Genomic DNA, 20,744 nt, shown 5'->3' with positions numbered 1-20,744 from the left:
GCGGTCGCATGAGCATCGACGGGCTGCCGCCGTTGCGCGCGGTGATCGAACGCCATGGGCTGCAGGCAAAAAAGGCGCTTGGCCAGAATTTCCTGCTCGACCTCAATCTGACCGGCAAGATCGCGCGCACCGCCGGCGACCTGACGGACGCCACGGTGATCGAGGTCGGTCCGGGTCCCGGCGGCCTAACCCGGGCGCTGCTTTCCCACGGCGCTGGTCGGGTCATCGCCATCGAGCGCGACGAGCGCTGCCTGGCGGCGCTCGCGGAGGTGTCGGATCACTATCCGGGCCGTTTGGAGATCATTGCCGGCGATGCGCTGAAGACGGATTTTGCAGCGCTTGCCCAAGGGGCGCTTGGGGGCAACGGATCTGTGAGGATCGTCGCCAACCTGCCCTACAACATCGGTACCGAGCTTTTGGTGCGCTGGCTGACCGTTGCCGATTGGCCGCCTTTCTACGCATCGATGACGCTGATGTTCCAGCGCGAGGTGGCCGAGCGCATCGTCGCCCGCCCCGGCAGCGATGCCTATGGCCGGTTGGGTGTGCTGGCAGGCTGGCGGACGGAAGCAAAGATCGCTTTCGACGTGCCGCCGCAAGCGTTCACGCCGCCGCCCAAGGTGGTGTCGTCGGTGGTGCATCTGGTGCCGCGGGCAAGTCCCCTGCCCGCCGAGGTCAAGAAGCTCAGCCGCGTCACCGAAGCGGCCTTCGGCCAACGCCGCAAAATGCTGCGCCAGAGCGTCAAGGGCCTCGGCGGCGAAGCCCTGCTCACGCGCGCCGGCATCGATCCGACGCGGCGCGCCGAAACGCTTGATATCGAAGAATTCGTGCGGTTGACCAACGCAGTGTAGCTCTTCTCCTCGTTACGGGGAGAAGGAAGGCGCCTAATCCGTCTTCTCGTCGAGCAGGCCCGAGACGAAATCGAACAGGCCGGGCCGGCGGTCGCGCCTGAGTCGCTCGGCGATGACGATGCCGCGCACTTCGGCGAAGGCACGATCGAGATCGTCGTTGATGATGACGAAATCATATTCCTTCCAGTGCTCGATCTCGTTGCGGGCGTTCTTCAGACGCGTCTCGATCACCGATTCCTGGTCCTCGGCGCGGCGCTTCAGCCGTGCCTTCAATTCCTTCATCGAGGGCGGCAGGATGAAGATGGAAACGATATCGGCGCGCATCTTCTCCTTGAGCTGCTGGGCACCCTGCCAGTCGATGTCGAACAGCATGTCGCGGCCCTGTGCCAGCGCCAGTTCGGCCGGCTCACGCGGCGTCGCGTAGCAATTGCCATGCACTTCGGCCCATTCGAGCAGTTCGTCGGAATCGCGCAGCCGCTCGAACTCACGCATGGTGCGGAAATGATAATGGACGCCCTCGATTTCGCTGCCGCGGCGCGGCCGCGTGGTGACGGAGACCGACAGTTCGAGGCTAGAATCGCTTTCCAGGAGATTGCGCGCAATCGTCGACTTGCCGGCACCGGACGGCGACGACAGCACGAGCATCAGGCCCCGTCGGCGAATACGGGAGCCCAAATCCTTAGCAACCATCGGCTCCTTGGCGACCATCAGGGTTACTCCAGATTCTGGACCTGTTCGCGAAACTGGTCGACGACCGCCTTCAGCTCCAGCCCTATGGCGGTGACCGTAGCGGCGTTCGACTTCGAACACAGCGTATTCGATTCGCGGTTGAATTCCTGCGCCAGAAAATCGAGCTTGCGGCCGATGGCGCCGCCGCCTGCCAGCAGCACCCGGCCGGACGCGACATGCGTCTTCAGCCGGTCGATCTCCTCGCGGATGTCGGCCTTGGTGGCCAGGAACGCCGCTTCCATATGCAACCGGCTGGCGTCGAGATTGGCGGAGGCATCCATCAGCAGCCGGACCTGCTCGGCAATCCGTTCGCGGATCACCGCCGGCTCACGCGACGGATCGGCCTCGGCGCGCAGCGTCAGCGCCTCGATGGCGTCGATATGGCCGGACAGCAACGAGCGCAGTGCGGCGCCCTCGCCCTGGCGTGCCTGCTCCAGCCCGCCCAGCGACACTTCGAGCGCCGAGAGAATCGCGCTGTCGAGTGCCGCCCGCGCCTCTTCGGTTTCGGTGGTTTCGGGGATGTCGAGCACACCGCGTAGCGAAAGCAGCCCGTCGGCTGTCGCCGGCGCTGCGCCGAACTGCTCCTGCAGCCGCTTGGCCAACTCCGCCAGATCCCTCAGGAAGGCCTCGTTGACCACGGGCTGCGCCTGCTGGCCGGCGGCGCGGCCGACGGTCAGCGTTGCTTGGAAATTGCCGCGCGAGAAGCGCTTTTGCACCGTCTGTCTGACGGCCGGCTCCAGTCGCTCAAGGCCCTGCGGCAGCCGCAGCCTGACCTCGGCGCTCTTGCCGTTGACCGACTTGACCTCCCAGGCGATCGACGTGCCGTCATGTTCGGCGACAGCCCGTGCAAAACCGGTCATGCTCTGCAAATTCATGTTGCCCTTGCGACCCCCTGGCGCATGACCCCGGAAGCGATTCCGGCCAGATCATGCGGTTTCAAAATGCTGGAGCGCCTTTTCGCGCCGAATCGGACGCAAGGCGCTCCGGATTAAAAAATCGGCACGTCCCTGCCGTCAAACGAATCGGAGGGACGATCCCAGAACCGTCCGGCGCTACTGCGCCGCTCCCGTATCGCCGTCCACCGGCGCATCGGTCTGACCTTCCACTTTGGCGGCGTCGGCCTTGGCAGCGCCGGCCTTGGCGGCTTCATCGGCAAGCTTCTTCTGGAGAGCCCGGTAGCGGGCGACGTTCTCGTTGTGCTCGGCGAGCGTTGCAGCAAAGACGTGTCCGCCGGTGCCGTCGGCGACGAAATAAAGGTCGTCGGTCTTCGACGGGTTGGCCACCGCTTCCAGCGCCGCACGGCCGGGATTGGCGATCGGCGTCGGCGGCAGGCCGTTGATCAGATAAGTGTTGTAGGGCGTCGGCTTCTTGATGTCCGACTGGTAGATCGGGCGGTCGGCGGGTTTGCCCTTGCCGCCGAACAGCCCATAGATAATGGTCGGATCTGACTGCAGCCGCATGCCCTTGGCCAGCCGGTTGAGGAAGACGGCGGCGACCCGTGAGCGCTCGTCGCCCTTGCCCGTCTCCTTCTCGACGATCGAAGCCAGGATGACGAAGTCATCGACACTGGCCAGAGGCAGATCGGGAGCGCGCCGCTGCCAGACGTCGTCGACCAGCTTCTTCTGATCCGCCAAAAGCTTGTCGACCATCTGCTGGCGTGTCGCGCCGCGGGTGAAACGCAGCGTGTCGGTAGCAAGGCTGCCCTCGGGTGGAATGGTCGCAGGCATATCGCCGTCGAGCGCTGCCTGATCGGCGATGCGCTGCAGCGCCTGCTCGACGGTTAGCCCCTCGGGGACGGTCAGCGAATACATCACCGACTTGCCGCTCTTCAGCAGCTCCATGATGTCGCGCATGGAGGCCTGCGGCTTGATCTCGTATTCGCCGGCCTTCAGGGCAGAATCATTGCCAAACGCACGCACGCCAAGGCGGAAGATGCGCGCGTCGCTGATCAGTCCGCGCCGCTCGAGCTGCTCGGCAATTTCCTGGACGCCGGTGTTCGGCTTGACCAGGAAGGTGTCGGCATTGGCCGACGGGCCGGGCTCGTTGAATTCCTGCTTGCCGAAATACAATGCAAAGCCGGCCGCCAGAACCAACAGCATCACCAAGGAGATGACGAAATTCATGAACACGACGAACTGGCTGCGCGAAGCGCGCGAGCGCTTGGGCGGCGGTGTGCCGGCTTCAGGCCGCAATGCCTCGCTGGCCGTCTTCGGCACGATCGGACCCGACGGTGCGGACCGTTGCCCGAATTCCCCGTTGTCCGCCGAATTTGTGTTCATGGCGCCCTACCGTTTGATCTTGCAACGAATCCCCTTGGGCAGAGTAGGGGCGAATATGGCAAAATTGACGACACGCGCGAGCCGTGCCGGTCGGCGGACCGGTCAGCCATTGTAGCGCTGGAAGACCAGCGAGGCGTTGGTGCCGCCGAAGCCGAAGGAATTGGACAGCGCCACGTCGACCTGGCGGGCGCGCGGCTTGTGCGGCACCAGGTCGATCGCCGTTTCGCGCTCCGGGTTGTCGAGATTGATGGTGGCCGGCGCGATGTTGTCGCGAATGGCGAGGATCGAAAAGATCGCCTCGGCGGCGCCCGCCGCACCCAGAAGATGGCCTATCGACGACTTGGTCGACGACATCGATATTTTCGACGCGGCGTTGCCGACCAGCCGCTCGACGGCGCCGAGCTCGATCGTGTCTGCCATGGTCGAGGTGCCGTGCGCGTTGATGTAGTCGACGTCTGCGGGCGTCAGCTTGGCCCGGTTCAGCGCCGCTACCATGCAGCGGAAGGCGCCGTCGCCATCTTCGGCCGGCGCGGTGATATGATAGGCATCGCCGGTCAGGCCGTAACCGGTGACCTCGGCATAGATCTTGGCGCCGCGCGCCTTGGCATGCTCCAGCTCCTCCAGAATGACGACGCCGGCGCCCTCGCCCATGACGAAGCCGTCGCGGTCGCGATCATAGGGACGCGAGGCCGTTTCCGGAGCGTCGTTGCGGTCGGTGGACAGTGCACGGCAGGCAGCGAAACCGGCAATTGAAAGCCGCGTCACCGGCGCCTCGGCGCCGCCTGCGACCATTACGTCGGCATCGCCCCACATGATCAGCCGGGCGGCATCGCCGATGGCGTGCGCGCCGGTGGAGCAAGCGGTGACAACGGCGTGGTTAGGGCCTTTCAGCCCATGCCGGATCGAAACCTGGCCGGAGACGAGATTGATGATCTGGCCGGGGATGAAGAACGGGCTGATGCGGCGCGGGCCGCGCTCCTTCAGGATCATCGCGTTCTCGGCGATGCCTTCGATGCCACCGATGCCGGAGCCGATCAGCACGCCGGTGGCGCACTGCTCCTCATGCGTTTTCGGCGTCCACCCCGAATCCTTCAACGCCTCGTCGGCGGCCGCGATCCCGTAAAGGATGAAGTCGCCGATCTTGCGCAGTTCCTTCGGCTCGAGAACGGCCTCGGGATTGAAGGTGGCGTTATCACCGTTGCCGCGCGGAATGACGTGGGCGACCTTGCAGGCAAGATCCTCCACCTCGAACTCGGTGATGCGCTTGGCTGCGCTGCGGCCGGTCAGAAGCTTCTTCCAGCTATGCTCGAAGCCCATGCCGAACGGCGAAAGCAGCCCAAGGCCCGTGACGACGACACGCCTCATCGCAGGTCCTCCTCGGTGATGACTGCAAATAGCGTCAGGCCGAAGCCTTGTCGATGTACTTCACTGCATCGCCAACAGTCAGAATGGTTTCGGCCGCATCGTCGGGAATTTCGACGCCGAACTCTTCTTCGAACGCCATGACAAGTTCGACCGTGTCGAGGCTGTCCGCGCCCAGATCATCGATGAAGCTCGCCTGCTCCGTCACCTTATCGGCATCGACGCCAAGGTGCTCGATAACGATCTTCTTGACGCGCTCTGCGGTGTCACTCATTTGGGCATCCTCGTCTTTTGGTTGTCTGTCTTCGTTAGCGGGCAGAATGCCGCTAATCAAGCTGAAAGATGGTCCTGCCGGAAACGCAACGGCACCGGACCGGTTTTTGCCCGAACCGCCGGGTTGCGGGCCGCATTACACGAAAAACGCCGCGCGTCCAAGACGAAATGGTCTCTTTTCCAGTGTCGCAGTCGAGGCTTGCCCAATAACTCGCTCTGCCAAGACAAGCAGCGTTTTGTCGAGAGCCGGAGCGGAGCCGGCCTACAAGTCCAAGGGCCGCGGAAGCGCAGAAAACGGCGCTGGGCGACCGGCGAAAGCGCAGTTTGCGGGTCAGGCCAAATCAGATCGTGAGTTCATTCAATACAGTCGAATAGCGTGAGGCAATCTGTTCGGATACGAGGAGCGAACGCGAAGGAAAATTACTTCGCGAACAGTGTCCATGACAGGAGCAGGTCAAGGGCACGGACTTCTATCGCCGCCGCAGGCCTCGTCTTCGGTCCCGTCAACGTCACCCCCATTGCCCTGTTGACCCAGCGATTGATCATCGCCACTTGAAGCCGCACTTTCCGCCTCGGGGGCGTCGACCAACGCGCCGAGACCGTGGGGGCCAATATAGTTACCCTCCGTGTCGAAATTCGGTTCCCCGTTCCTATCGAATTGTGGCGTCGAATCTATCTCGCGCGTTGCCTCCGGGTCCGCTACACGTGCGGTATCGTGAGGATTATTGATGATTGTCAGTTCATTCTTTTGAATCATCACCTTCTGGTTGATCGTATTTCTCTTCACCACGATCAAAGGGCCGTAGCCGATAAAATTCCCCTGGTTGCTGTACCGCCTTGCACGTGGGTCCATGCCGCCGGCTTGCCCGTGGTGGTAGCCATGCTGGTCAGCGAAGACACCCCCGGCAACCGCCGGTAACCCAGATATAACCTGTCTCTGGGTTGTATCCCCATGTGTTGTTCAGAATGCATGGGCGCCACGATTTCTGCATAACAAGCACAGGTGCAGCATACCTTGCCGCGCATTCCACATACCTATTCTTGACCGAACTGCAGTCTACAGTGTGAGGCGCTGCCGCAGCCGGCATGAGAGAGATGCCTGGGAAGACGACCAACGCCGCCGAGAAGAATGCCGATGGAAACTTTTTCACAAGGTGTTCCTCCTGAAATGGGAAGCGGCAACCGGACCCAGTTCGAGTCGTACATGTGGCACGGGCAGACGCACGGGGGCAAATGAACGATTTTTGTCGCCTGAAAAGCCCGCGAGTTTTACCTGTCTCCAGTGAAATAAAGGCACCGATATTGTGTTCACCTGACGTCACTTGATGAAGGTCTTGCAACGAACTTGTGCCGGTCTATGCTGTTTTTCATGAACATTATCCGGAAGGCTGCGCTCAGCAGTACAAAGTCGCTCATCGCACTGGCGGCAATATCACTCGTTGTTTCCGGTTGCGGTTCAACGAATCCGACGCCTTATGCAGGCTACCGTCAGCCAGTCGTGAGCTATTCAGCTCCGAAAGGTCCGACACAAGCCGAGTCGGGGTCTCGGCCACCCGCGTTCGACAAGAATGGCAACGCCAACTACGACGCCAATGGGAACTATATTGGTGGACATGGGGTTGGCACGCTCGTCGATAGTCCCGAGAATTCAGCGCCTGCGCCGACATCGCCGAGCGACCTTGTGCGCAAAGATCAAGCAGATATCGACGATGCGATGTGCAAATCGATGAAGGCCGCCGATCCGGATGCGGGCTGCTGACCGATTGTGGTCTTAAGGGGGTTAGATGCTGCGCTTCTTTTCTTATGTTTTGGTGCTAGGCCTTGGCGTAGTCGTAGGCGCATTGGGCGGCGGACTCATAGGCGAAGTCGGTGGCTCCGCGATCGGTGGAATCGGAGCGGTCTGCAGGACCATCGATACCGCGGTGGGCCAAAAGCTGATGACGCAAGAGCAGGCGAACACACTTGCAAGCTCCCTTGTCGCACAGCTTGGCCTCGACAAAGCCGATCTAAAAGCCGCAATGGCAAAGTTCGGTCCACCTGAGGAAAAGACTGCTTGCGCCATCGCTGCCGAGACGCTCTGACCGCCAGAAATGGAAATCGAAACGTTCAGTGAGCTGAATACTGTTCTTCGTGGGAAAAGAGGGGCAAAAGATGCGAAACTCGATTGCTGCAATCTTGCTTTTGATCGTCACCGCGATTTCGACAGCACTGCCGGTGCACGCAAAAGAAGTGAACCACCGATTGCCGAACGAGCATAAGGCCGGTCCTATCTTTAACGATGCGGACGCTCAGAAAAAGTGCCCTCAGGTGTGCGGAAATAGTTCCTGGTCCGGTCTGTGGCGGACTACCGTCTGGGGGACCATGTCGGTTTGTTCCTGTTCAAGAGGATCATCCGGTTCTTCTTTTCCCACCGGTCGTGAAACCTCCTGCAACGCGCCTTCGAACGAGGCTTGCGGGGGCTGTCAGGTTACCTGCCCGGCAGGTAAGCAGGCATCATGCATAGAGGGTGAGGTCCACGGGGAAACGTCGCCGGTTTGCTGGACGAACGCCAAATGTGAATGCAACTGACTTTTATCAAATCATCGCCATGCCGCCATTCACGTGGATGGTCTGGCCGGTGACATAGGCAGCTTCGTTGGAGGCGAGGTAGGCGACGGCGGAAGCGACTTCGGCGCTGGTGCCCATGCGCCGTGTCGGGATCGCCGCCATGATCGCCTCTTTCTGCTTGTCGTTGAGCTTGTCGGTCATCGCCGATTCGATGAAGCCCGGGGCGACGCAGTTGACGGTGATGTTGCGGGTGGCGATCTCCTGCGCCAGCGACTTGGAAAAGCCGATCATGCCGGCCTTGGAAGCGCAGTAATTGGTTTGGCCGGGATTGCCGGTGACGCCGACCACCGAGGTGATGTTGATGATGCGGCCGTGCCGGCGCCGCATCATCGGATGGGTGAGCTCGCGGGTCAGCCGGAACACGGCGGTCAGATTGACCTCGATCACGCTATCCCAGTCGGCGTCCGCCATGCGCACGAACAGCCCGTCCTTGGTGATGCCGGCGTTGTTGACGAGAATGTCGACACCTTCGAGATCGGCCTCGGCCTTCTGGCCGAGCGCCTTGACCTCGTCGCGGTTGGAAAGGTTGGCCGGGAACAGCTTGACCCGGTCGCCGAGCTCGGCGGCCAGCGTCTCCAGCTTTTCGACGCGGGTGCCGTGCAGGCCAACGATGGCGCCCTGCGCATGCAGCACCCGGGCGATCGCCTCGCCTATCCCTCCTGATGCGCCTGTGACGAGCGCCTTGCGGCCAGTCAATTCGAACATGTCTTGTCTCCTGATCTAAGAGAACACCCTTCACACGGGTGGGGTCAAATCGTGGCCGGTTATGCGAGCGCCGCCAATGCCGCCTCGACATCCGCCGCCGTGCCGACAGCGCCTGTGGCGATATCGCGGTTGATGCGCCGAGCCAGTCCCGACAGCACCTTGCCTGCGCCCACCTCGTAAAGCGTCGCAACGCCATTCGCGCCGAACCACTCCACCGTCTCGCGCCAGCGCACGCGGCCGGTCACCTGTTCGACCAGGCGGCGGGCGATGGCGTCGGGATCGCTGGACGGGGTGACCGACACGTTGGAGACTACAGGCACGAACGGCGCGTTCTTCGTCACCCCGGCCAGCGCCTCGCGCATGATCTCGGCCGCCGGTGTCATCAGTGCCGAATGGAAAGGCGCAGAAACTTGCAGCATCAGCGCCCGCTTGGCGCCCTTTTCCGTGCACAGCTTCGCCGCCAGTTCAACCGCCGCCCTGGCGCCGGAGATCACCAACTGGCCACCGCCATTGTCGTTGGCGATCTGGCAAACTGAATCTTTGGCCGCTTCAGCGCAGGCGGCTTCGACATCGGCCTGTTCCAGCCCGATGATCGCCGCCATGGCGCCCTCGCCGGCCGGCACTGCCGCTTGCATGGCATTGCCGCGGATACGCAAGAGCCGGGCGGCATCGGCGATCGAGACGAAACCGGCGGCAGCAAGTGCCGAATACTCGCCGAGCGAATGGCCGGCGACATAGGCGACCTTGTCCTTCAGCGAGAAGCCGCGCGATTCCATAGCCCGGATTGCGGCAAGCGACACAGCCATCAGCGCCGGCTGGGCATTGGCGGTCAGCGTCAGCGTCTCTTCCGGCCCTTCCCAGATCAGCTTCGACAGGTTTTCGCCGAGCGCGTCGTCGACCTCTTCGAAGATCTTCCGCGATTCCGGAAAGGCGTCGGCGAGGTCCTTGCCCATGCCGACAGCCTGGCTGCCCTGTCCCGGAAAGGTGAATGCGACGGCCATCTGTGGCTCCTAAGCGGCTGATTTTTCCTGCCTGTGACGCAAGGCAGGCGGGCAAGTCAAGTCCGCCATCAGCCCAACTCAGGCCGCTCCGGCTCGGCATCGCTGGCCGAGTGCCTGTTCCAAAAGGCTTTTTGTCGATCACTCATGATGAAAATCGCTCACGATTCGTTTGCTGGCTCTTCTTATTTCAGCCACAGGCGCTAGCTTTTTGTGACATATCGATGACAGCTCAATGACGCTTTTGTGTATGGTCGGGGGAATTGTAAGTTGGCAAGGACTAGGAAAGGCGCCGGCAAGGCCGCGCCACAGTTTCTGGAAGGCGATCCGGCCACCGGCTATCTGCCGGGCCGGAAATGGCCCGTTATCCGCTATGGCCTCGTCAGCCTGCTCGCTGCCGCCATTCTGGTGTTTGCGGTCGAACTGATCGTGCGCGGCGACTTTGCCGGCACCGTCGCCTTCTTCCTGCAGCCGTTCAAGCCGGGCTGGACCACCATCATCATTTTCGCGTTGATCCTCATCGGTCTCGATGCCGTGCTCGGCCGCAGCCACCAGAGCCTGATGATCGTCGCGCCGCTGACGCTGGCGCTGGCCTTTGTCGGCCATCAGAAATCGCTCTATCTCGGCGATCCGCTCTATCCGACCGATTTCTTGTATTCACGCCAGATCGTGGCGCTGATGCCGCTTCTGGTGCGCGAACGCCCGGGGACCGCCATCGCTATGGCGGTCGGCATCGTTGGCGGCCTATCGCTGCTCGTCTATGGCTGGCGACTATGGCGCCGCCGGGTACCGGCGCTCAGCCGTAAGGGCCGCCTTGCCCGGCTGACATTGACAGTGCCGCTGCTCGCCTTCTTCGTCTCAATCATGGATTACGCGACCTTCTCGTGGACGCGTGACCGGTTGCAGATCATCCCGATCATGTGGGACCAGAAGGAAAACTACGCCTCCAACGGCTTCGCGCTCGCCTTCGCGCTCAACGTGCCGATGGCCCACGTCTCGGCGCCTGCGGGCTATTCCGACAAGTCGATCGCGGCAATCGACAGGCCTGACGTGACGGTCTCCGTACCGGCCGAGAAGCCCGACGTCATCATCGTCATGAGCGAATCCTTCTGGGATCCGACCGAGTTGCCCGGCGTCACCATCACGCCCGATCCGATTCCCAATGTGCGGACGCTGCGCTCGGGCTCGATGTTCTCGCCCGAATTCGGCGGCATGACCGCCAATGTCGAGTTCGAGGCGCTGACCGGCTTTTCCAATGCCTTCCTGCCGGCCGGCAGCATCCCTTACCAGCAATATGTCCGCGCGCCGGTGCCGTCGATGGCCACGTTCCTGAAGAGCCAAGGCTATGAGACGCGCGCCATCCATCCGGGCACGAGCTGGTTCTGGAACCGCACGCCGGTCTATGCGGATTTCGGTTTCGACGACTTCAAGTCGGAGGAAAACCTGCCATATCTCGAAAAGCGCGGGCCGCTGGCCTCGGACGCGGCGATGACCGACGAGATCATCCGCGAGGCCGACGCCACCGACGATCCGTTCTTCTTCTTCGCCGTCAGCCTGCAGAACCACGGTCCCTATGAGCCGAATCGCTACTACAATCCGACCCACAAGGTGCAGGCGCCGACCAGCCAATGGGCGAAGGATTCGCTGCTGAGCTTCACAGAGGGAGCATCCGACGCCGACAAGGGCCTCGAGCGCCTTGTCGAATGGGCGAAGAACCGCCAGCGGCCGACGGTCATCGCCTTCTTCGGCGACCATCTGCCGCCGCTCGGTCCGGTCTATGTCGAAACCGGCTTCCTCAAGGACAATGTCGCGCCGCGCAAGGAGTCGCCTGACCAGATGCTGCGGCATCACCAGACGCCGCTGATCGTATGGTCGAACCGCACCGGACCGGCCGCGGAAATGGGCGCGGTAAGCCCCGCCTTCCTGCCCTACCATATCCTGACCACGGCCGGGATCAGCCACCCCTATTACACCGGCTTCCTCGGCCAGATGCGCGAGCATTACCGTGTCGTCGACCGCAATCTGCTGTTGACGCCGGCGGGCGAAGCCACGCCGGACTGGGCGCGCAAGAAGAAAATCGACCCGGCCATTCGCGATTTCCGCCTGCTGCAATACGACATGATGTTCGGCAAGCGCCACGCAGCGCCCGATTTCTTCCCGGAAACGGTGAAGAAGCTGGTCCCGCATACAAGCTAAAGCTGCCGCGCGACATGTCGTCCTTGCAGCGGCGGATTTTCGGCTCGCCCTTGCCATCCAGCCGGATTCCTGTATAGACGCCCGCAATCTGCCGGTCCTTGCTGGGGGCTGAACGGAGGGCCGGAGGTTTTTCGAAACCTTCGTGTGGGGCCAGAAGCGCTTCCGCCTCCCGTGTCTCCGCTCTCGACCGTCTCGTCATGCTCCTTTCTTCCCCGCCTCCTTTAGGGATCGGCGGGTCAGAGAAGTTGCAGAGGCTTTTGCCGCCGGGAACCGGGAGAGAAACGAAGAAAGGCAAAAGAACAATATGGCTCTTTACGAACATGTGTTTCTTGCCCGGCAGGACCTCTCGCAGCAGCAGGTCGATGCGCTTGTCGAACAGTACAAGGGCGTCATCTCAGCTAATGGCGGGTCCGTCGGCCGGGTCGAGAACTGGGGACTGAAGTCCCTCACCTACCGGGTCAACAAGAACCGGAAGGCATACTATACGCTGATGGACATCACCTGCCCGCCGGCCGCGCTCAACGAGATGGAGCGCCAGATGGGCCTGTCCGAAGATGTGCTGCGTTTCCTCACCATCAAGGTCGATGCGCATGAGGAAGGCCCGTCGGCGATGATGCAGAAGCGCGAAGAGCGCTCGGAACGCGGTGGCTTCGGCGACCGTGACCGCGGCCCGCGCTCGTTCGGCGACCGCGATCGCGGCGACCGTGGCGATCGTCCGCCGCGCAGCTTCGGTGGCGACGCCGGTGCAGACCGTGGTCCGCGCCGTCCGCGCGAAGGTGTTGAAGGGGGTGCAGAATAATGGTCGACATCAACCAGATCCCGACCCGGCGCCCGTTCCACCGCCGCCGCAAGACCTGCCCGTTCTCCGGCGCCAACGCGCCCAAGATCGACTACAAGGACGTACGTCTTCTGCAGCGCTACATTTCCGAGCGCGGCAAGATCGTGCCGTCGCGCATCACCGCCGTCAGCCAGAAGAAGCAGCGCGAACTCGCCAAGGCGATCAAGCGCGCCCGCTTCCTTGGCCTGCTGCCCTACGTGGTTCGCTAACACTCTTTCAGCGGGCGGTTCGCCGCCCGCTTTTTCCCACGGCGACGGGCGCCGCGGGGTCTACCATCAAACCCCGGGTTGAGGTGAAGACCTCTAACTGCCGCGACAGGCAGGACAGCGACATTGGCGGCGACGCCCTCTGCTTCCTGACCTGTTCCAGACAATTCGGCGTCGATGCCAGTGATTTTGGCGCCCAAACGAAGGAACAAAACCATGGATGTCATTCTTCTCGAGCGCGTTTCCCGCCTCGGCCAGATGGGCGACACCGTCAAGGTCAAGGACGGATTCGCCCGTAACTTCCTGCTGCCGCAGGGCAAGGCGCTGCGCGCCAACGAAGCCAACAAAAAGAAGTTCGAAGGCCAGCGCGCCCAGCTCGAAGCCCGTAACCTCGAGCGCAAGTCCGAGGCCACGCAGGTTTCGGAAAAGCTCGACGGCAAGAGCTTCATCGCCGTGCGTTCGGCCGGCGAAACCGGCCAGCTCTACGGCTCGGTGTCGACCCGCGACATCGCCGAGTTGCTGACGGCGGAAGGCTTTTCGGTCAACCGCAACCAGATCCTGCTCAACCAGCCGATCAAGACCATCGGTCTTACCAACGTGGCGATCGCGCTGCATCCGGAAGTCGAGGTCACCATCACGCTCAACATCGCCCGCACGGCCGACGAAGCCGAGCGCCAGGCCAAGGGCGAGATGCTGACCACCGCCGAAGCCATCTATGGCGAAGACATCAATGACAATGCGCGCCCTGACAACTTCTTCGACCCCAATGCCGAGTTCGAAGGCGGTGAAGACAACGGCTGATTGCACGTCACAGGGCGTCAGCGCGGCGCTCTAAACAATTTCGTCGGCTTCCAGTTATTTCTGGACCAATGCCCGGGCGCCTCGCCCGGGCATTTTTGTGCCAACAGGAACTTTTCGAAACCCTATATGTTGATGCAGAGTAGGACAGGCTGTCTGACCGAGAGGGGACATTTGGTCATGAATATTCTGCTGAAACGCGTTCTCGACCGCCTGGTGCGCACCGGCAATCTCAAAGTCACCGGACCCAAGGGCTTGTCGGTGATGTTCGGCGACGGCAGCGGCGAGCCGGTGCACATGCACATCAAGACCGCGCATGCCGAGCGCGCCATTACCTTCGATCCGATGCTGGCGGTGCCGGAAGCCTATATGGACGGCGAACTCGACATACTCGAGGGCGGCGTGCTGGGGGTCATGCGCATCGCCTTCCAGAACATGGGTAGCGGCGGCATCGATGCCACCTGGTCGAAAGCGATCGAGGGCCTGCGCCACGCCTTCCGCCGCCTGCAGCAGATCAACACGGCGGCGCGCGCGCGCCGCAACGTGCAGCGCCACTACGATCTGTCGGGCGACCTGTACAGGCTCTTCCTCGACGAGGACATGCAGTATTCCTGCGCCTATTTCGAGCAGCCGGATATGACGCTCGATGAGGCGCAGGCTGCCAAGAAGCGCCACATTGCCGCCAAGCTCAGGCTGAAGGCCGGCCAAACCGTGCTCGACATCGGTTCCGGCTGGGGCGGGCTCGGTCTCTATCTCGCCAAGTCCTTCGACGTGGACGTGCAAGGTGTGACGTTATCGACCGAACAGCATGGCGTCGCCACCGACCGGGCCCATGCGCAAGGTCTGGAAAACCGCGTGCATTTCGAATTGAGGGATTATCGCGAACTCAACGAGCGCTTCGACCGCATCGTATCGGTCGGCATGTTCGAGCATGTCGGCGTCAACCACTACCGCACCTTCTTCGACAAATCGGCGACGCTATTGAAGCCGGACGGCGTCATGCTGCTGCACACGATCGGCCGCTCCGGTGTGCCGTGGGCAACCAGCGCCTTCATCCGCAAGTATATCTTCCCGGGCGGCTACATCCCTGCGCTATCGGAGGTGATGCCGGCGATCGAGAAGTCGGGCCTCGTCGTCACCGACATCGAAATCCTGCGGCTGCATTATGCCGATACGCTGAAGCACTGGGGCCAGCGCTTCGCTGCCAATCGCGACAAGGCCAAGGCGATTTACGACGAGCGCTTCTGCCGCATGTGGGAGTTCTATCTGGCGGCCTCTGAAGCCGCCTTCCGCTGGCAGGACCTGGTGATCTTCCAGATCCAGATTGCCAAGAAGAACGATACCTTGCCGATGACGCGCGACTACATGGCCAAATGCGAGAAGGCGCTGGACATGCGCGACATGGGGCATCGCCCAAAAGCCCCTGCCGCCAAGCCCGCGCGCCGCCGCAAGGTGGCGGATACGGAATAGACTTCCGGCGATCTCGCCATTGCCGCTTGCCATTGCCGGCCCGCACGCTGAAAAAGGTCTCGCCATCGCCGCGAGACCTTTTTTCATGACCTATCTCATCTATATCGTTGCTGCCCTTGCCGAGATCGCCGGCTGCTTTTCGGCGTGGGCGTGGTGGCGGCTGGAAAAGTCGCCGCTGTGGCTGGCTCCAGGCCTGGCCTCACTCGCTTTGTTCGCATTCCTGCTGGCGCTGGTAGACATCAGTGCGGCGGGCCGCGCCTATGCCGCCTATGGCGGCATTTACATTGCCGCCTCGCTCGGATGGTTGTGGCTGGTGGAAGGCGTGCGTCCCGACCGTTGGGATATTGCCGGGTCCGCGCTCTGCATCGTCGGCGCCTCGGTCATCCTGCTCGCGCCTCGGGGGGCGTGAGCTATGGAACTGCCTATCCCGCTTCGGCAGGGCGTCGAGCGCCTCCTCGAAAAAGTGCCGCTGCCGACATTGAAGCAGGCGGCAAAGACGCTATCGGACCGCTACCGCGCCGAGTTGCGCGACGGCCGCCTGCACATGGCCGAGGAGATGGCGGTCAAGGCCTATCTGGCGACGCGGCTGCCGGCGACCTACGCCGCCGTCCGTGCCAGCCTTGATGCGGTCAGCGAGGCACGGCCCGACTATGCGCCGAAAACCCTGCTCGATGTCGGCGCTGGCCCTGGCACGGTGCTTTGGGCCGCGCTCGATCTCTGGCCCGACCTCGAGCAGGCGGTGCTGATCGAGGCGAGCGCCGCGGTGCGCCGGATCGGCGAGGCGCTTGCCACTGAGGCGATGACGGCCAGGATCGCCTGGCTGGCCGGCGATGTCACCATCGACCTTGCCGACCTCAAGCCGGCCGAGCTGGTCACCTGCGCCTATGTGCTGGACGAGATCGCGCCGGCATCGCTGCCAAAACTCATCGACCGGCTCTGGCACCTGACCGACGACACGCTGCTGGTCGTCGAGCCGGGCACGCCGGCCGGATGGCAGCGCATACTTGCCGTGCGGCGGCACCTGATCGAGGCGGGCGCGCATGTGCTTGCGCCTTGCCCTCATGAGGCGCCCTGCCCGCTCGCGGCGCCCGACTGGTGCCATTTTTCGCGCCGTGTCGCGCGCTCGCGCCTGCACCGGCTGGCCAAGGACGCCGACGTGCCATGGGAGGACGAGAAATTCATCTATGTCGCCGCCTCCCGCCATCCGGCCGTCCACCCCCCGCAGGCGCGGGTGATAGCACCGCCGAAACCCGGCTCGGGAAAGGTCCTGCTGAAACTTTGCGAAAAGGACGGCAGTGTCGACGAGAAACTGTTCACCAAGCGCGACGGCGAGATGTTCAAGACCGCGCGGCGGCTCGACTGGGGCGACGCGCTGCCGGAGTGATTGGCAGCTATTTTCCTGTTTTGTTCTCTCTAGAGAACGGCTAGGCTCGCCATCTTGATTCGAGTCAATCAAGATTCTTTCCACCGAAAGATCTTGGCTGTGAATCGCGGGCACCAAAGCCGATTGGATGGGGACTGATGCAGATAAGTCATCACCGACTTATCCCGTTCTGATATCGAGAGACCGGGATCGAAACCGGGGACATCATGGCAGAGGCAGCACGAAAATTCGGCGTGGCGGAAACACCGCTATATCGCGAGGCACCGAACAACATCGAGGCCGAGCAGGCGCTGCTCGGCGCGATCCTCGTCAACAACGATGCGTTCTACCGCGTCTCGGACTTCCTGAAATCCGGTCATTTCTACGAGCCGCTGCACAGAAAAATCTTCGAGGTCGCCGCCGAGCTCATTCGCATGGGCAAGGTAGCGACGCCGATCACGCTGAAGACCTTCCTGCCGGCCGACGAGAAGGTCGGGGACATGACGGTTGCGCAATATGTCGTGCGGCTGGCTGTCGAGGCGGTCACCGTCGTCAACGCCGCCGACTACGGCCGCGCCATCTACGATCTCGCCACGCGACGCGCGCTGATCACCGTCGGCGAAGACATGGTCAACATCGCCTATGATGCGCCGGTCGACATGTCGCCGTCCGAGCAGATCGAGGATGCCGAGCGGCGCCTGTTCGAGCTGGCCGAGACCGGCCGCTACGATGGCGGCTTCGAGAGCTTCACCGACGCGGTTAAAACCGCCGTCGACATGGCCAACGCCGCCTATATGCGCGACGGACATCTGTCAGGTGTCGCCACGGGCCTGCGCGATCTCGACCGCCGCATGGGCGGCCTGCAGCCGTCCGATCTGATCATCATCGCCGGCCGCCCCGGCATGGGCAAGACATCGCTCGCCACCAACATGGCCTTCAACATCGCTGAGGCCTATGTGCCGGCGCAACAGGCCGACGGCTCGTTCAAGGCGGCCAATGGCGGTGTCGTCGGTTTCTTCTCGCTCGAAATGTCGTCGGAACAGCTCGCCACCCGCATCATTTCCGAGCAGACCGAAATCCCGTCGTCAAAAATCCGCCGCGGCGAGATCAGCGAGATGGACTTCGAAAAGCTGGTCGCCTGCTCGCAGACCATGCAGAAGATCCCGCTGTTCATCGACCAGACCGGCGGCATCTCGATCGCCCAGCTGTCGGCGCGCGCGCGACGGCTGAAGCGCCAGCGCGGCCTCGACGTCATCGTCATCGACTATATCCAGCTGATGCAAGGATCGAGCGCGAAATCCTCGCAGAACCGCGTGCAGGAAATCACCGAGATCACCACTGGCCTGAAGGCGCTGGCCAAAGAACTTGCCGTGCCGATCATCGCGCTGTCGCAGCTGTCGCGCCAAGTCGAAAGCCGCGACGACAAGCGCCCGCAGCTCTCGGATCTGCGCGAATCGGGCTCGATCGAGCAGGATGCCGACGTGGTGATGTTCGTCTACCGCGAGGAATACTATCTGAAGAACCGCGAGCCGAAGCCCGGCACAGACGAATACATCAAATGGGAAAACGAGATGAACGAGATGCGCGGCAAGGCCGAGGTCATCGTTGCCAAGCAGCGCCACGGACCGACCGGCTCGGTCAGCCTCGCCTTCCAGGGCGAGTTCACCCGCTTCTCCGACCTCGCCGAGGAGCATCATATTGCGGAGAGGTTTGAGTAGCTTTTGACCGACGCCGCACCAAAGATGCGGGACAGCAGCGCTCTACGGCGCCCCCCTCTGTCCTGCCGGACATCTCCCCCACGAGGGGGGAGATTGGCTGTCATCTACGCCAGCCTTCTTTTCTGCAACGCCGAAAATTGGCGAAATCCGAAGCGCAATCCGATCTCCCCCCTCGTGGGGGAGATGTCCGGCAGGACAGAGGGGGGCGCGAAGGATCACGGCGCTCGCCAATTGGCGGGAAGGTAGCAGTTTGGCCAAGTCCCGCGTTCAGTTCATCTGCCAGAATTGCGGTTCGGTGCATCAGCGCTGGGCCGGCAAATGCGATGCCTGCGGCGAGTGGAACACGCTGGTCGAGGAAGGCACGTCCGGCGGCATCGGCTCGGGTCCGGCCAACACCCGCAATGCCCGCAAGGGCCGCGCCGTGGTGCTCACGACTTTGTCCGGCGACATCGAGGACGCGCCGCGCATCGTCTCCGGCATCGGCGAGCTCGACCGCGCCACTGGCGGCGGTTTCGTGCGCGGCTCGGCCCTTCTGGTCGGCGGCGATCCCGGCATCGGCAAGTCGACGCTACTCACCCAGGCGGCCGCGGCACTCGCGGCAAAGGGCCACCGCATCGTCTATGTCTCAGGCGAAGAGGCCGTCGCCCAGATCAGGCTGCGCGCGCAGCGGCTCGGCGTCGCCGACACTCCGGTGGAGCTTGCCGCCGAAACCAATGTCGAGGACATCCTCGCCACCATCGCCGACGGCAAGCGGCCGGATCTGGTGATCCTCGATTCGATCCAGACCTTGTGGACCGACATGGCCGATTCGGCGCCCGGCACCGTCACCCAGGTGCGCGCCGCCGCCCAGGCGATGATCCGCTATGCGAAATCCACAGGGGCGGCGATCGTGCTCGTCGGCCATGTCACCAAGGAAGGCCAGATCGCGGGCCCTCGCGTCGTCGAGCACATGGTCGACGCCGTGCTCTATTTCGAGGGCGAAGGCGGCCACCACTACCGCATCCTGCGCACGGTCAAGAACCGCTTCGGACCGACCGACGAGATCGGCGTCTTCGAAATGTCTGACATGGGCCTGCGCGAGGTCGCCAATCCGTCCGAGCTTTTTCTCGGCGAACGCCATGCGAAAGCGCCGGGCGCTGCGGTTTTCGCCGGCATGGAGGGAACCCGCCCGGTGCTGGTCGAGATCCAGGCGCTGGTGGCGCCGTCGTCGCTGGGCACGCCACGCCGCGCCGTCGTCGGCTGGGACGGCGCCCGGCTGTCGATGATCCTCGCGGTTCTCGAGGCCCATTGCGGGGTCCGCTTCGGGACCCACGACGTCTATCTCAATGTTGCCGGCGGCTACCGTATCTCGGAGCCGGCCGCCGATCTGGCGGTGGCGGCCGCACTGGTTTCCTCGCTCACCGGTCTTGCCCTTCCGGCCGATTGCGTCTATTTCGGCGAAATCAGCCTTTCGGGCGCCGTAAGGCCGGTTGCGCATGCGCAGCAGCGCCTGAAGGAAGCCGAAAAGCTGGGTTTTGGAAGCGCGGTTCTGCCTTTAGGCAGCGAGGAACTTGCCGGGGGGATAGGGGCCGGCGCTTTCCAGCCCACCGAGCTTGCCGATCTCGTGGCGCGCATAGCCGGCTCACGGCGCAGCCGCGCCGACGAGCAAGAATGACGCGGCTCATGAAGTGGGGCAAAAGACATGCCGATTACGCTGCTTGACGGAATTCTCGTCGGCTTCACCTTGGTCTCGGCGATGCTCGCCATGGTTCGCGGCTTTTCGCGCGAAATCCTCTCGGTCATCTCCTGGATAGTGGCGGCAGCGGCGGCGTTCTTCTTCTACAAACCGGTCCTGCCTTACGTTCAGCCCTATGTCGACAATGAGAAGATTGCCATGGTGGCCGCCGCCGGCATCGTCTTCATCATCGCGCTGATCGTCGTTTCCGTCATCACCATGAAACTCGCCGACTGGATCATCGATTCCAGGATCGGCGCGCTCGACCGCACGCTCGGTTTCCTCTACGGCGCGGCGCGCGGCATTCTGGTCGTTGCGGTGGCCCTGCTGTTCTTCAACTGGCTGGCCGGTCCCAAGGCTCCGGGCTGGGTCGCCAACGCCAAGTCGCGGCCGCTGCTCGAATCGCTCGGCGCCAAGCTCGAAAGCCTGCTGCCCGAGGACCCGGAAAACGCGATCCTCAACAGGCTCAATCCTAGCCAGCCGGCACCCGAGACCGGCGCCGAGACGCCACCGGCGGCGGATGCACCGGCAGCGGACGCGCCGGCAACCGGCGACGATGCTCCGGCGCTCGATGGCAGCGAGACCGACGCGCCACCGGCCGACAATGCACCGGCCAATCCGGCGCCGGCAAACTGACGAT

24 protein-coding genes are annotated in these 20,744 nt (G+C 63.0%); 15 read left to right on the top strand and 9 right to left on the bottom strand.

Features of this window, described 5'->3' with window-relative positions:
* Positions 1–8: 8 nt before the first annotated feature.
* Positions 9–848: a 16S rRNA (adenine(1518)-N(6)/adenine(1519)-N(6))-dimethyltransferase RsmA gene (rsmA, locus tag CIT25_RS03665; protein WP_095483202.1), complete on the top strand. Its 840-nt coding sequence runs from the start codon at positions 9–11 to the stop codon at positions 846–848.
* A 33-nt stretch (positions 849–881) separates the two neighbouring features.
* On the opposite strand, the gene gmk is transcribed toward rsmA, so the two are convergent.
* The 7 genes from gmk to CIT25_RS38400 form a co-directional block, all read right to left on the bottom strand.
* Positions 882–1,556 carry a guanylate kinase gene (gmk, locus tag CIT25_RS03660; RefSeq protein WP_164759298.1) on the bottom strand — a complete coding sequence of 225 codons (675 nt, stop codon included), beginning with the start codon at positions 1,554–1,556 and terminating at the stop codon, positions 882–884.
* Positions 1,557–1,561: 5 nt separating this feature from the next.
* Positions 1,562–2,452, bottom strand: a complete 891-nt coding sequence (locus CIT25_RS03655) for a YicC/YloC family endoribonuclease (RefSeq protein ID WP_095483201.1) — start codon at positions 2,450–2,452, stop codon at positions 1,562–1,564.
* Positions 2,453–2,629: 177 nt separating this feature from the next.
* A complete protein-coding gene (mltG, locus tag CIT25_RS03650; RefSeq protein WP_095483200.1) occupies positions 2,630–3,856 on the bottom strand; it encodes an endolytic transglycosylase MltG in 1,227 nt (408 codons plus the stop codon).
* Between the two features lie 102 nt (positions 3,857–3,958).
* Positions 3,959–5,221 (bottom strand): beta-ketoacyl-ACP synthase II, encoded by a 1,263-nt coding sequence (fabF, locus tag CIT25_RS03645; protein WP_095483199.1) that lies wholly within the window; start codon positions 5,219–5,221, stop codon positions 3,959–3,961.
* A 34-nt stretch (positions 5,222–5,255) separates the two neighbouring features.
* The gene (locus tag CIT25_RS03640; protein WP_006203723.1) at positions 5,256–5,492 is read right to left on the bottom strand and encodes an acyl carrier protein; all 237 of its coding nucleotides are present in this window, start codon (positions 5,490–5,492) and stop codon (positions 5,256–5,258) included.
* 453 nt (positions 5,493–5,945) lie between these two features.
* The gene (locus tag CIT25_RS03635; protein WP_095483198.1) at positions 5,946–6,344 is read right to left on the bottom strand and encodes a hypothetical protein; all 399 of its coding nucleotides are present in this window, start codon (positions 6,342–6,344) and stop codon (positions 5,946–5,948) included.
* A gap of 34 nt (positions 6,345–6,378) precedes the next feature.
* Positions 6,379–6,579, bottom strand: a complete 201-nt coding sequence (locus CIT25_RS38400) for a DUF3011 domain-containing protein (RefSeq protein ID WP_425351727.1) — start codon at positions 6,577–6,579, stop codon at positions 6,379–6,381.
* Positions 6,580–6,848: 269 nt separating this feature from the next.
* Between CIT25_RS38400 and CIT25_RS03625 the strand changes: the two genes are divergently transcribed.
* From CIT25_RS03625 to CIT25_RS38395, 4 genes are read left to right on the top strand one after another with little or no spacing between them, the layout of a single operon-like run.
* The gene (locus CIT25_RS03625) at positions 6,849–7,250 is read left to right on the top strand and encodes a hypothetical protein (RefSeq protein ID WP_095483196.1); all 402 of its coding nucleotides are present in this window, start codon (positions 6,849–6,851) and stop codon (positions 7,248–7,250) included.
* 25 nt (positions 7,251–7,275) lie between these two features.
* The gene (locus CIT25_RS03620; RefSeq protein ID WP_095483195.1) at positions 7,276–7,572 is read left to right on the top strand and encodes a hypothetical protein; all 297 of its coding nucleotides are present in this window, start codon (positions 7,276–7,278) and stop codon (positions 7,570–7,572) included.
* A gap of 9 nt (positions 7,573–7,581) precedes the next feature.
* A complete protein-coding gene (locus CIT25_RS37370; RefSeq protein WP_245329755.1) occupies positions 7,582–7,749 on the top strand; it encodes a hypothetical protein in 168 nt (55 codons plus the stop codon).
* The gene (locus tag CIT25_RS38395) at positions 7,706–8,059 is read left to right on the top strand and encodes a mannan-binding protein (protein WP_363226978.1); all 354 of its coding nucleotides are present in this window, start codon (positions 7,706–7,708) and stop codon (positions 8,057–8,059) included. The genes CIT25_RS37370 and CIT25_RS38395 overlap by 44 nt, the downstream gene beginning before the upstream one ends.
* 6 nt (positions 8,060–8,065) lie before the next feature.
* Here CIT25_RS38395 and fabG read toward each other — a convergent pair whose 3' ends face one another.
* Positions 8,066–8,803: a 3-oxoacyl-[acyl-carrier-protein] reductase gene (gene fabG / locus CIT25_RS03610; RefSeq protein ID WP_095483194.1), complete on the bottom strand. Its 738-nt coding sequence runs from the start codon at positions 8,801–8,803 to the stop codon at positions 8,066–8,068.
* Positions 8,804–8,862: 59 nt separating this feature from the next.
* On the bottom strand, positions 8,863–9,804 hold the full coding sequence (gene fabD / locus CIT25_RS03605) for an ACP S-malonyltransferase (RefSeq protein ID WP_095483193.1): 942 nt from the start codon (positions 9,802–9,804) through the stop codon (positions 8,863–8,865).
* Positions 9,805–10,071: 267 nt separating this feature from the next.
* Between fabD and CIT25_RS03600 the strand changes: the two genes are divergently transcribed.
* From CIT25_RS03600 to CIT25_RS03550, 10 genes are all read left to right on the top strand, one after another.
* On the top strand, positions 10,072–11,997 hold the full coding sequence (locus CIT25_RS03600) for an LTA synthase family protein (RefSeq protein WP_095483192.1): 1,926 nt from the start codon (positions 10,072–10,074) through the stop codon (positions 11,995–11,997).
* Positions 11,998–12,301: 304 nt separating this feature from the next.
* The gene (gene rpsF, locus CIT25_RS03595; RefSeq protein WP_029354402.1) at positions 12,302–12,796 is read left to right on the top strand and encodes a 30S ribosomal protein S6; all 495 of its coding nucleotides are present in this window, start codon (positions 12,302–12,304) and stop codon (positions 12,794–12,796) included.
* The gene (gene rpsR, locus CIT25_RS03590; RefSeq protein ID WP_006203718.1) at positions 12,796–13,044 is read left to right on the top strand and encodes a 30S ribosomal protein S18; all 249 of its coding nucleotides are present in this window, start codon (positions 12,796–12,798) and stop codon (positions 13,042–13,044) included. The genes rpsF and rpsR overlap by 1 nt, the downstream gene beginning before the upstream one ends.
* 213 nt (positions 13,045–13,257) lie before the next feature.
* Positions 13,258–13,842: a 50S ribosomal protein L9 gene (gene rplI, locus CIT25_RS03585; protein ID WP_095483191.1), complete on the top strand. Its 585-nt coding sequence runs from the start codon at positions 13,258–13,260 to the stop codon at positions 13,840–13,842.
* A 177-nt stretch (positions 13,843–14,019) separates the two neighbouring features.
* Positions 14,020–15,309: a cyclopropane fatty acid synthase gene (locus tag CIT25_RS03580; protein WP_095483190.1), complete on the top strand. Its 1,290-nt coding sequence runs from the start codon at positions 14,020–14,022 to the stop codon at positions 15,307–15,309.
* A gap of 85 nt (positions 15,310–15,394) precedes the next feature.
* Positions 15,395–15,718 (top strand): YnfA family protein, encoded by a 324-nt coding sequence (locus CIT25_RS03575; RefSeq protein WP_095483296.1) that lies wholly within the window; start codon positions 15,395–15,397, stop codon positions 15,716–15,718.
* 3 nt (positions 15,719–15,721) lie between these two features.
* Positions 15,722–16,693: a small ribosomal subunit Rsm22 family protein gene (locus CIT25_RS03570; protein ID WP_095483189.1), complete on the top strand. Its 972-nt coding sequence runs from the start codon at positions 15,722–15,724 to the stop codon at positions 16,691–16,693.
* 206 nt (positions 16,694–16,899) lie between these two features.
* Positions 16,900–18,390, top strand: coding sequence for a replicative DNA helicase (locus CIT25_RS03565; protein WP_095483188.1), 1,491 nt, complete (start codon positions 16,900–16,902; stop codon positions 18,388–18,390).
* 250 nt (positions 18,391–18,640) lie between these two features.
* Positions 18,641–20,044: a DNA repair protein RadA gene (gene radA, locus CIT25_RS03555; RefSeq protein ID WP_095483187.1), complete on the top strand. Its 1,404-nt coding sequence runs from the start codon at positions 18,641–18,643 to the stop codon at positions 20,042–20,044.
* 27 nt (positions 20,045–20,071) lie between these two features.
* Complete coding sequence (locus CIT25_RS03550) at positions 20,072–20,740, top strand: CvpA family protein (protein WP_095483186.1); 669 nt, start codon at positions 20,072–20,074, stop codon at positions 20,738–20,740.
* The last annotated feature ends 4 nt before the right edge of the window (positions 20,741–20,744 follow it).

The sequence above is a fragment of the Mesorhizobium mediterraneum genome (genome assembly GCF_002284565.1).
Classification (GTDB): Bacteria; Pseudomonadota; Alphaproteobacteria; order Rhizobiales; family Rhizobiaceae; genus Mesorhizobium; species Mesorhizobium mediterraneum.
This window is presented reverse-complemented; position numbering and strand designations above follow the sequence as displayed.

What these genes read in the sequence shown, in the direction of transcription:
- CIT25_RS03625 (WP_095483196.1), top strand. Translation starts at nt 6,849, where the DNA reads ATGCTGTTTTTCATGAACATTATCCGGAAGGCTGCGCTCAGCAGTACA.
- CIT25_RS03635 (WP_095483198.1), bottom strand. Translation starts at nt 6,344, where the DNA reads ATGGACCCACGTGCAAGGCGGTACAGCAACCAGGGGAATTTTATCGGC.
- fabF (WP_095483199.1), bottom strand. Translation starts at nt 5,221, where the DNA reads ATGAGGCGTGTCGTCGTCACGGGCCTTGGGCTGCTTTCGCCGTTCGGC.
- fabD (WP_095483193.1), bottom strand. Translation starts at nt 9,804, where the DNA reads ATGGCCGTCGCATTCACCTTTCCGGGACAGGGCAGCCAGGCTGTCGGC.
- CIT25_RS03580 (WP_095483190.1), top strand. Translation starts at nt 14,020, where the DNA reads ATGAATATTCTGCTGAAACGCGTTCTCGACCGCCTGGTGCGCACCGGC.
- rpsF (WP_029354402.1), top strand. Translation starts at nt 12,302, where the DNA reads ATGGCTCTTTACGAACATGTGTTTCTTGCCCGGCAGGACCTCTCGCAG.
- CIT25_RS03655 (WP_095483201.1), bottom strand. Translation starts at nt 2,452, where the DNA reads ATGAATTTGCAGAGCATGACCGGTTTTGCACGGGCTGTCGCCGAACAT.
- CIT25_RS03565 (WP_095483188.1), top strand. Translation starts at nt 16,900, where the DNA reads ATGGCAGAGGCAGCACGAAAATTCGGCGTGGCGGAAACACCGCTATAT.
- rplI (WP_095483191.1), top strand. Translation starts at nt 13,258, where the DNA reads ATGGATGTCATTCTTCTCGAGCGCGTTTCCCGCCTCGGCCAGATGGGC.
- mltG (WP_095483200.1), bottom strand. Translation starts at nt 3,856, where the DNA reads ATGAACACAAATTCGGCGGACAACGGGGAATTCGGGCAACGGTCCGCA.
- CIT25_RS03575 (WP_095483296.1), top strand. Translation starts at nt 15,395, where the DNA reads ATGACCTATCTCATCTATATCGTTGCTGCCCTTGCCGAGATCGCCGGC.
- gmk (WP_164759298.1), bottom strand. Translation starts at nt 1,556, where the DNA reads ATGGTCGCCAAGGAGCCGATGGTTGCTAAGGATTTGGGCTCCCGTATT.
- CIT25_RS38400 (WP_425351727.1), bottom strand. Translation starts at nt 6,579, where the DNA reads ATGCCGGCTGCGGCAGCGCCTCACACTGTAGACTGCAGTTCGGTCAAG.
- rsmA (WP_095483202.1), top strand. Translation starts at nt 9, where the DNA reads ATGAGCATCGACGGGCTGCCGCCGTTGCGCGCGGTGATCGAACGCCAT.
- CIT25_RS03640 (WP_006203723.1), bottom strand. Translation starts at nt 5,492, where the DNA reads ATGAGTGACACCGCAGAGCGCGTCAAGAAGATCGTTATCGAGCACCTT.
- CIT25_RS37370 (WP_245329755.1), top strand. Translation starts at nt 7,582, where the DNA reads ATGGAAATCGAAACGTTCAGTGAGCTGAATACTGTTCTTCGTGGGAAA.
- CIT25_RS03620 (WP_095483195.1), top strand. Translation starts at nt 7,276, where the DNA reads ATGCTGCGCTTCTTTTCTTATGTTTTGGTGCTAGGCCTTGGCGTAGTC.
- CIT25_RS03550 (WP_095483186.1), top strand. Translation starts at nt 20,072, where the DNA reads ATGCCGATTACGCTGCTTGACGGAATTCTCGTCGGCTTCACCTTGGTC.
- fabG (WP_095483194.1), bottom strand. Translation starts at nt 8,803, where the DNA reads ATGTTCGAATTGACTGGCCGCAAGGCGCTCGTCACAGGCGCATCAGGA.
- rpsR (WP_006203718.1), top strand. Translation starts at nt 12,796, where the DNA reads ATGGTCGACATCAACCAGATCCCGACCCGGCGCCCGTTCCACCGCCGC.
- CIT25_RS03570 (WP_095483189.1), top strand. Translation starts at nt 15,722, where the DNA reads ATGGAACTGCCTATCCCGCTTCGGCAGGGCGTCGAGCGCCTCCTCGAA.